This window comes from Rhizobium sp. P32RR-XVIII (assembly GCF_012641395.1).
GTDB lineage: Bacteria > Pseudomonadota > Alphaproteobacteria > Rhizobiales > Rhizobiaceae > Rhizobium.
The window spans coordinates 1-8,829 of record NZ_JABAIH010000050.1 but is presented as its reverse complement, the minus strand read 5'-3'; the positions used below and the strand labels follow the sequence as shown (position 1 = coordinate 8,829).

The 8,829-nt window shown below is 59.8% G+C and carries 10 protein-coding genes; 8 read left to right on the top strand and 2 right to left on the bottom strand.

Translation table 11 applies throughout. The features are described 5' to 3' along the window. The 5 genes from HGP14_RS34725 to HGP14_RS36410 form a co-directional block, all read left to right on the top strand. Positions 1-448: NAD-dependent epimerase/dehydratase family protein (locus tag HGP14_RS34725; RefSeq protein ID WP_246704771.1), on the top strand; the 448-nt coding region annotated here is incomplete at its 5' end. Positions 449-576: 128 nt separating this feature from the next. Beyond that, a complete protein-coding gene (locus HGP14_RS36125) occupies positions 577-753 on the top strand; it encodes a hypothetical protein (protein WP_168834309.1) in 177 nt (58 codons plus the stop codon). Continuing rightward, entirely contained in the window at positions 746-928 is a 183-nt protein-coding gene (locus tag HGP14_RS34715; RefSeq protein ID WP_409527124.1) for a hypothetical protein, read from the top strand. Before HGP14_RS36125 ends, HGP14_RS34715 begins: the two co-directional genes overlap by 8 nt. 323 nt (positions 929-1,251) lie before the next feature. Continuing rightward, positions 1,252-2,484: a right-handed parallel beta-helix repeat-containing protein gene (locus HGP14_RS34710; protein ID WP_168834315.1), complete on the top strand. Its 1,233-nt coding sequence runs from the start codon at positions 1,252-1,254 to the stop codon at positions 2,482-2,484. A 69-nt stretch (positions 2,485-2,553) separates the two neighbouring features. After that, positions 2,554-2,673 (top strand): cadherin-like domain-containing protein, encoded by a 120-nt coding sequence (locus HGP14_RS36410; protein WP_281408160.1) that lies wholly within the window; start codon positions 2,554-2,556, stop codon positions 2,671-2,673. Between the two features lie 490 nt (positions 2,674-3,163). On the opposite strand, the gene HGP14_RS34705 is transcribed toward HGP14_RS36410, so the two are convergent. Beyond that, positions 3,164-3,790, bottom strand: a complete 627-nt coding sequence (locus tag HGP14_RS34705; RefSeq protein ID WP_168834314.1) for a class I SAM-dependent methyltransferase — start codon at positions 3,788-3,790, stop codon at positions 3,164-3,166. 83 nt (positions 3,791-3,873) lie between these two features. Beyond that, positions 3,874-5,451, bottom strand: a complete 1,578-nt coding sequence (locus tag HGP14_RS34700; protein ID WP_168834313.1) for a hypothetical protein — start codon at positions 5,449-5,451, stop codon at positions 3,874-3,876. A 313-nt stretch (positions 5,452-5,764) separates the two neighbouring features. Between HGP14_RS34700 and HGP14_RS34695 the strand changes: the two genes are divergently transcribed. The 3 genes from HGP14_RS34695 to HGP14_RS34685 all read left to right on the top strand — a co-directional run. Next, positions 5,765-6,184 carry a GtrA family protein gene (locus HGP14_RS34695; RefSeq protein WP_168834312.1) on the top strand — a complete coding sequence of 140 codons (420 nt, stop codon included), beginning with the start codon at positions 5,765-5,767 and terminating at the stop codon, positions 6,182-6,184. Between the two features lie 51 nt (positions 6,185-6,235). Then, positions 6,236-7,429, top strand: a complete 1,194-nt coding sequence (locus tag HGP14_RS34690; RefSeq protein WP_168834311.1) for a glycosyltransferase family 2 protein — start codon at positions 6,236-6,238, stop codon at positions 7,427-7,429. A gap of 1 nt (position 7,430) precedes the next feature. After that, on the top strand, positions 7,431-8,829 hold a 1,399-nt coding region (locus HGP14_RS34685), incomplete at its 3' end, for an O-antigen ligase (RefSeq protein WP_168834310.1).

The window sequence follows — 8,829 nt, the reverse complement described above, 5'->3', positions numbered from 1 at the left end:
GGCGCATGAGGCGAAGATAAATCAACGGCAAGAAATATGCATCTGGGGTACTGGCATGCCGCGGCGCGAGTTCCTGCATGTTGACGATTGCGCCGACGCCTGCGTCCATCTCATGAAGACCTATTCCGCCGAAACTCATGTGAACATAGGCTCCGGCGAAGACATTACCGTCCTCGAATTGGCACACCTCGTCTCCAAGGTCGTCGGTTTCGAAGGCAAGATCACGCACGACCTCAACAAGCCAGATGGCACGGCACGCAAACTCATGAGTGCCGACAAGCTCCGCGCACTCGGCTGGTCGCCTAAGATAGGGCTGAAGCAGGGCATCGCAGACGCTTATCGCTCCTTCCTTGATGGGCATTATCTCGAGCGCGGCAACGGTGTTGACTATCTGCTCATTCGACAGGCCCATGGTGGTTCATTTCAAATCCCCCGCATGGATGTTTGATCCCGCGGCACGTTCGATCGAGATTGTCGCCGAGCCGCGTCTTTCGGCAGCGAAGCTCGTTGAACTGCGCGCTTTCATTGATTCTCTCGTAACCTGTTGCTTGGTGCAAGAAGCCGAAGGGATAGGCCATGAGAAAGCAATTTCGCATGCAATTGGATCTGTTCGTCACAGCCCGGCCGGTGGATCTGAGCGACACCCAGCGCCGGGAAGCATTAACACTCCTGCAACTATTGCTGACGGAAGCGGCGGCAAAGCTGCCCGCCGAGCGGTGCGTCAACCACAGAAAGGATGCGAGCTATGAGTAAGATCACCGCCGAACATCTTACCCTCAGCGCCGTCGTCTACGTTCGGCAGGTAACGGCGTACCAAGTTGCCAATAATCTGGAAAGCCAAAGAAGGCAGTATAGCCTGGTTGAGCGCGCTCGACAGTTGGGTTGGGAGACCGTTCAAATCGTGGAGGATGATCTTGGACGATCCTGAAGTGGCACGGCCCGACCAGGATTCGAGAAGCTGTTGGCAGCGATATGTGAAGGTCGGGTGGGAGCAGTCGTGTCAACGCCGAAATCTCGGTCGCTATCAACAATGTAAGGCCGAAAAAACACGCCCAGTACAGCTTCAGTGACTCGGAACTATTCGTGAGATCATTGATGAAATACCACAGTTTTAAAACGTGAATCTGAAGATTACGAATGATTTGATAGTTTAGATCGGCTCACCGCTGCATTCCTGGGTACGGGTAAGCACGGTCCATCATCACAGCCGGTACCGCAACTAGTCGATACTACAGGGACAGGAGAACAGTGATGTCCGAGTACTATGTTGCCGCCGACGGGAGCGACATCGCAAATGGTAGCTCCTCGACACCGTGGAAAACGATCAGCCGCGCCATGCAGGAACAACTCAAGCCTGGCGATGAGGTCGTCGTGAAGGCGGGAACGTACCGCGAGCAGGTCGTGGTGAGTAAGGACGGTGCAGCGGACAACTACATCACGATCCGTTCCGAAGTGCCAGGCGGCGCAATGCTCCGTCCGCCGTCTTCGGACACCTATAGCACGCTTAATGTGCGAGCGGACTACATCAAGATCGAGGGCTTCGACGTCGTTGGCGGCGGCGGACACGCGATCGACGTCGACGGCTCGCACCATGTGACGGTCAAGGGCAACATCGCGCACGACAGCGGCGGCTCGGGCATTACCACCACCAAGTCGGATTGGCTGACGATCGAAGACAACGAAGTCTACGGCAATACCGCGACGAATGGCTACCAGTGCAGCGGCATCTCGCTCTGGCAGAACGTGGATCTCGCTGCCGGCAATGCCGAGTTCCGCAACATCATCCGGAACAACGTGACGCACGACAACGTGGAAGGAGCCGCCATTACCTCGGAACACACGGACGGAAACGGGATCATCATCGACGGCTTTCACGACACCAACTACAGCCACGGCACTTTGATCGAGAATAACCTCTCCTACGGCAATGGTGGCAAGGGGATCCACGTCTTCCTGAGTGACTACGTGACGGTGCGCAACAACACGGCCTGGCACAACAACCACGACAACGCCAACAAGGGAACCTGGAGGGGCGAACTGAGCAACGCCATGGGCAGCCACAACACCTGGGTGAACAACATCGGGGTGGCGGACCCGGGAACGAACTCCTGGAACCGAGCCATCAACAACGTGACCACCAATGGATATGTGAACCAGGACGTGAGGTGGTACAACAACATCACCTTCAACGGCACGTCGGGCCAGGCATCGGTGCTTTCGGACTACCAAATGCCGAGTGCAGTCAACGGGAATCTGTTCGGGCTTGATCCGCTGCTGGCGAATCCGGCCGATGGGGATTTTCATCTGAGGCCGGATTCGCCTGCCATCAATACGGGAACGTCCGCCTTCGGCCTCGGGTCCACAGACATAGACGGGCAGGGCCGCGTGAACGGCGTCGTCGACGTCGGAGCAGACGAGGCCCACTCCAGCGCCGTCGATACGCCGCCGGATGCCAAGGACGATTCCGCTTCAGCACCGCGATGAACACGCCGCCATCCTCGCTAACGGCGACTAGGTCATGCTGAGCTCGGTGGCAGCTGCGCCGGCGACATCTTGAAGATCAGCAAAGGCGACGTGGTCTTCACTCCGAGCGACCGCTACTCCAGCGCAGCACTCTTCAACTACACCATCTCCGATGGCAAGAGAGCGGTGATAACAATTCTAGCGTCCTAGATAGCGTTTCGTAGCATGGTCTTCGTGATGCAACTTTCATTTATAGGTCCATTTATTGTGCACAACGAAGGTAATTGCTGGCAGAGCAATGACTACGCAAAATATTCCAAGATACGCAAAGCCTGCTAATCTATTGATTTGGCAATGAACATGCTCATTAAAGGCATGCAACTCGTCACTGTAACAAAACGCCTAATGTTGAGCCACCCCAAGAAAGCGTCGAATGTCCAGAGTGTGTCTGCGACGCAGGAGAAGGACGTGGCTATCAAAAAAGCGATACCGTTGGCAAATGCCGGATCTGCGGCGTAGTCTTCGATCAGTCGTCAGGCAACTACGACATGGATGCCAGTCGCACCGGCGCCAGAAATTACAAACTTCACTAGACGCTTAGGCATAGTTTGACGCGACTGCAATCAACGAAAGTCCAAAGGGAAGATTAAGCCTGCGCAGCATCGGCGCCTCTGACTTAAAAATGGTTGCGAAAGCGGAATTAACAAATCGTGGCGGTAAGCCGCTTCCTGGCGATCCTTTTTTTCCGAGTACGTTCCCGACCAACCTCACAGCTATCGCAGCCGGAAATAGCAACGTATTGAAATTGGTCAGCCGATCCAGTTGAAGCCCTGCACGATTTATAACGCCGGAGAGGGCTGTTCGCGTATAGCCGGTAGTGATGTAAGACGACGTCATGGTCAGTCCACATCCAGGGATACGCGGGGACCGTAATCAGCACGCGACCGCCGGGATTCAATCGTGTGGCAAGCACCTTCAACGACTCCAAATCCTTCTCTACGTGCTCAAGGACATCAAACATACAGATCAAATCGAACTTATGAGGATAGTCTGGAAGCGAGTCCGGCAAGAAGCCGTACTCGACGCCAACGCCAGTCACCTGTGTCGCATATGCTCTCGCATAATCATTCATCTCAACAGCACTGAGATCACCAAATCGCTGAAGCAGCTTGAGATTCCCGCCAGTACCGGCGCCAACTTCAAGGATCTTGGAGTGGGGCGGCAAATTAAAGCTCTTGATTGTGTCCGCGATAATGTTCCTGCGGGCCAGGAACCACCAGTGAGCCTGTTCTGTGGCGGCCATCTCTCGGTAAGCGATTTGTTCCATCACCTCCGATCCGTACAAATTTTGCATAGGCCGTAGCCGGCTCGCCGCTTCGTCTCGTTATAGACTCGCCCCATCTCAACCACCTAAGCCGCACGGCATGTGCTCGCCGGTGGCGTACGCCGCCAGATCTGGAAGGCTTGGAAGGTTTCGGTGATGCGAAAATGCTGGTCGGACAGGAATGCGGCCAGCGCCCCGTTTGGATCGTAGATATCCGGCTTACTGGTGACGACAAGGGTCGGAGCCTCAAGCGCCGAAGCGAAGCCCGGCTGCGGCTCGAAGACGTACAGGGCACCGGCGCAACCCTGTCCCAGCGGCACTTGGTAAACGAGGGCGCCAAGTGCATCTGCGCTCCACCAGACCCGATCACCCTCGGCGAGGGCCGACCGTGCTATGGCGGCGGCGGAACGGTAGTCGTCCTTCGCGTGGCGGGGTGCGAATCTGATGCTTTCGGCAGAAGCCAACGCCATCATCAGAAAGCCGAGCACCAAGAGTTTGCCGATAGGCCGGCGCCAGAGCAGCGTCATACCTGCCGCCTGCACCGCCAACACGGGGATCAGCGCGGGCGCGAGGTGGCGACCGACCACGCGCCAGTGCATCAGGTATCCGGCGATCAGCATCAATGCAGCAGCAGCCGTGAAAGCGATTGCGCAGGCTGCCAGCGTCCGAGGCGGAACATTACGGATTGCGTGGATCGCGGCGGCCAACGTTACCGCCCCGACCAAGACGGCGTAGCTAGCCAACGCGAATAGGTGGGGCAAGAAGACCCCGCCCCCTCCGGCGCGCGCATCCGTGCGGCCCGGACCGAGGCCTGCAAACCCCAGCAGTTCGTAGGCCGAGAAGACCAGGTTCCGCGCGTCGGTTGTCGCCACTCTGGTGCCGCCTGCCCCCGCGAGTACTGTCCAAAGGTAGTAGAGCCCGAGCGGCGCCAGCACGAGCAGGAGCAGAACCGCCGGCCCGATGAGCTGGGTGGCGGCGAGCTGGCGGCCGCGCCAGGGCACGGCGAACGCGGCGGCCGCAACCGCGGCGGCAGTCCATATCGCTCCGAGCAAGCTGCTTCCCGCAAGGGCAATGAGTCCGAACGCGAGAAGCCAGACTTGGTAGGGGCGAAGGAGCGGATCTTTTGCGCCGGGATCACGCGCCGCCACGACCGCGCGCTCGAGGAGGCCGAATACTATCAGGCTGGCTCCGATCTGCATGCCGTACGGTCGTGCCTCATCGAGATAGCACCACAGAAAGGCGCTGGTACCGGCCACAAGCAGGCGATCCACCCGACCGTTGGCGAAGATGTAGAGGCCCGGGACGACCCAAAGCAGGTTCATCGCCCGTAGCGCAATCTCGCCGTGGCCTACGACTTTCTCCCATGCCCAGATCGCCGCGAGGAACAACGGCATCTGTGCATCGGAGCCGGTATCCAATACCATCCGGCCCACGAGCAGTCCGAAGCGCGGCTCTGCCGCGCGCCAGGCCGTATTGGCCTCGTCTATCCAGTAGCTCTGTCGGCTGACCGCGATGCAGAGCGCCACTAGGGTAGCAGCCATCGCGAGCCACAGGCTCACGTGCCGTGACAACGGCCGCGGCTCTTCCCAGAACGATCCTGGTTCCTTGACCGGACCTGATGGCTCCGGAATCTCCGTGCCGAGCGCTGGATTGAGGTCAGCCATGTCCACCGCCTACGCGTCCCTAAACCTTGCCAGAAACCTTGCCAGGCCAGTGATCCGGTCGATCCCGCCGTTGACCAGCCGTGAGACTAGCGCGTTCCCCATTCAAGCCACAGTCAGCAGAAAGTAGTACGCGTACGCCTTATTGCCCGCTTCCGACCGGTCAGCATGAAGAATAAAGTTCGTCTCTAACGAGGGCAAACACGGTCATCGCAAACCCGGATGTCGGGGCGGCCCGATTCGCGTCGGGGCTCGGTGGCTCGACAGATCAGATGGATCTGGGGGACAGGTCGGATGGATCTGGGGATGGTGAAAGGTGAAAGTAGCGCGGGTGGTGATCGGATCAAGCGGTCTCCTCAAACAACTTATGCGTTACGGCCTCGTTGGCGTCGCAAATACGATCGTCGGATTTGGCGCGATTCTGATTCTGCAGATGCTCTTCGGGCTCGATCCCTATTCGGCGAATGCCGTCGGCTACGCTATCGGGCTGGCGACGAGCTTTGTGCTCAACCGTATCTGGACCTTTCAAGTGAGCGACCGGCCGGTCGGCCGCCTTCTACGGTTCGTGCTGGCATTCGCGATTTCCTACACTGCGAACCTCGGTACGCTCACGCTGCTGCTCGATTCGGTCGGCGCAGTGGCGGCCCAGGCCGTGGCAGCGATCGTATATTCCACGGTCTTCTTCGTGTGCTGCCGGGCCTACGTATTCGCGCGCCCGCACGGACAGCCCGTCTAGCGGTGGCCGGGGCGCACGGCCCGGCTTATTCCGCCGCATTGGGGGCATAACATGTTGCCAGGCAGCACGGAGTTCCCCCGCAGCTGGCCACTCGGCACCGGCGAGCTGCCGCCCCGCAGCAAGCCCGGTACGGAGGGCCCACTGCTGAGCATCGTCGTGCCGGTGCTCAATGAGGAGGAGACGATAGCACTCTTTCTCGAGGCTCTGGATGCACAGGCCGGCGCGATCCACGCCGCGCTCGGGCCCGGCGGGCGGTTAGAGGTTCTGTTCATCGACGACGGCAGCCGCGATCGCACTCCGGAGATCATCGGAAGCCTCGCGGCGGAGCGGCCGGACGTCGGCGTGATCTACCTGTCGCGGAACTTCGGCAAGGACGCGGCGCTGGCGGCTGGTCTAGCCCATGCCCGGGGCGACGCAATCATACCGATGGACGTTGACCTGCAGGACCCCCCGGAGATCATTCCGGATATGGTGAGCGCCTGGCTGCGCGGCGCGAAGGTGGTCAACGCGCGCCGCAGGATGCGTGGCAGCGACACTTGGCTCAAGCGCCGGACCGCCGCAGCCTTCTACGGTCTCTACAACCGGCTCGCCGACTATCCCATCCCGGACAATGTCGGGGATTTCCGGCTGCTGGACCGGAGCGTCGTTGACGTTCTGAACGGCATGCCCGAGCGCATCCGCTTCATGAAGGGCTTGTTCTCCTGGGTCGGCTTCGCTCAGGCGACGGTCGAGTACGATCGGCCACAACGCATGGCGGGTACCTCCAAGTGGGTGTACTGGCGATTGTGGAACTTCGCGTTAGACGGGATCACTGGATCGACGACGATGCCGCTGCGGATCTGGACCTATGTCGGCCTTGTTGTCGTCTTTCTAGCCCAGCTCTATGCAGCCATCATCATTGCACGAACCCTGATACTCGGAGTCGATGCGCCCGGCTACGCGTCAATGATGGTCGTTATCCTAATGTTCGGCGCGTTCAACATGATCTCCGTGGGGCTTCTCGGCGAGTATGTCGGCCGCATCGCCATCGAGGTCCGGCAACGGCCGTTGTATTTGGTGGAGCGTCTCGCCGGCCGGCCCGTGGCAGGGTCGGCCGGCGACGCCGATGCACCCGATTGGGCATGGCGAGATCCGACCGCCGGCGCGAGTGCTCTGCGTTCGGTGGCCGTCGCTTCCAGTTCAGCGGTCACGAGCGCGCGACAGGGGCCGGGAAAGCAGTTGACCAGCCACTACCCGGCCGAGTGACATGATAGCGAAGGCTGGCTATGCGGCAGTCGGCGGCGGCGGGATCACCTTGTCTTGGCGGTCGCTGGAATGGGTCGGAGCCACTGTCGCACTTGTCCTTCTCAGTGGGGCCGTTTTTCCGTTGGTCGATCGCGATGGCTATTTGGATGCCAGCGAGATGGCGACACTTCGCCTGCTTGGCGTGCCCATCTACATGATTTCGCTTGGGCTATTGGCCCGCCATCCGACGCAGCTGCTGATCGCCGTCCGCCGTAGCCTCCCGCTCGTTTTGCTCCTCCTTCTACCGTTTGTCTCAGTGCTGTGGTCGTCCAGCCCTGCCCTCACTCTACAACGGGCTGTTGCGCTGCTTCTCTCCGTGTCGCTTGCATACCTTCTCGCCATCCTGTTCACGCCGCGGCAACTGCTGTTGTTGACGGTTCTGGTGCTCGGATCCGGCATGCTCTTCAGCCTTCTGATGGCCGCGGCGTTGCCCGGTCGTGCGTTCAGCGCGACCGACGGCTCTCTAAGAGGCGTTTTTGACAACAAGAACGCGCTCGGATGGAACGCCGCGATCGCGACTTACGCTTGCGGCGTGATGGCAGCGGATCGGCGGTCCGGGTTGAGGATCGTCAGCATCCCGCTGCTGTTCGCCAGTCTCCTCTGCCTCGTCGAATCCCAGTCGATGACTGCCATGACTTCGGCAGCCAGCGCGGCGGTGGCCACGGGGTTTTTCCTGGCCCTCTCAAAGATTCGCGGGCTTGGACGGGCGACGTTGGTGCTGGTTTGTCTGCAGTTGGTGGTGCTGGTCCTTGTATGCCTCAGTGAATTGCTCGTTCCGCTGCTCGAAGCGCTAGGCAAGGACGCGACGCTGACCGGTCGTATTCCGCTCTGGCGGGAGGTGGATCGTGAGATCGCAAGCCGGTTGCTGCTCGGCTACGGCTATCAGGCGTTCTGGGCCGACGCCAGCGCCGACGGCTGGCGCGTCCGAGCTGCGGCGGGATGGCCCGCGCCGCACGCCCATAATGGCTTTCGCGACACATTGTTGGGCCTCGGCCTCGTCGGCTTCCTATTCCTGGTCTGGACCATTGTCCGCGCGGTGCGTCAGGGCGCAGTGCTGCTGTGTACCGCTCCGAAGGACGGCTGGCTGTGGCCTAACGTGCTGGTCATTATGTTCCTGGTGATGAACCTCACGGAAACGATCATCCTGACTCAGAATAGCCTTCTATTCGTCTTGTTCGCCACTGCCGTCATTATGGTTGCGATCCGATACCCGAGCGAGAGTAAAGAGCTCACCTCAGGCTTGCGCCTCGTCCGGCGAAGGATCGTCTTGATAATGGCTGTAATCACTTTGCTTATGGTGCCTGCCGTTGCAGTGATTTCGGGATTGAAGCCGACCTATCATGCCGAATCCCGGCTGATGA

What these genes read in the sequence shown, in the direction of transcription:
- HGP14_RS36125 (WP_168834309.1), top strand. Translation starts at nt 577, where the DNA reads ATGAGAAAGCAATTTCGCATGCAATTGGATCTGTTCGTCACAGCCCGG.
- HGP14_RS34715 (WP_409527124.1), top strand. Translation starts at nt 746, where the DNA reads ATGAGTAAGATCACCGCCGAACATCTTACCCTCAGCGCCGTCGTCTAC.
- HGP14_RS34710 (WP_168834315.1), top strand. Translation starts at nt 1,252, where the DNA reads ATGTCCGAGTACTATGTTGCCGCCGACGGGAGCGACATCGCAAATGGT.
- HGP14_RS34705 (WP_168834314.1), bottom strand. Translation starts at nt 3,790, where the DNA reads ATGGAACAAATCGCTTACCGAGAGATGGCCGCCACAGAACAGGCTCAC.
- HGP14_RS34700 (WP_168834313.1), bottom strand. Translation starts at nt 5,451, where the DNA reads ATGGCTGACCTCAATCCAGCGCTCGGCACGGAGATTCCGGAGCCATCA.
- HGP14_RS34690 (WP_168834311.1), top strand. Translation starts at nt 6,236, where the DNA reads ATGTTGCCAGGCAGCACGGAGTTCCCCCGCAGCTGGCCACTCGGCACC.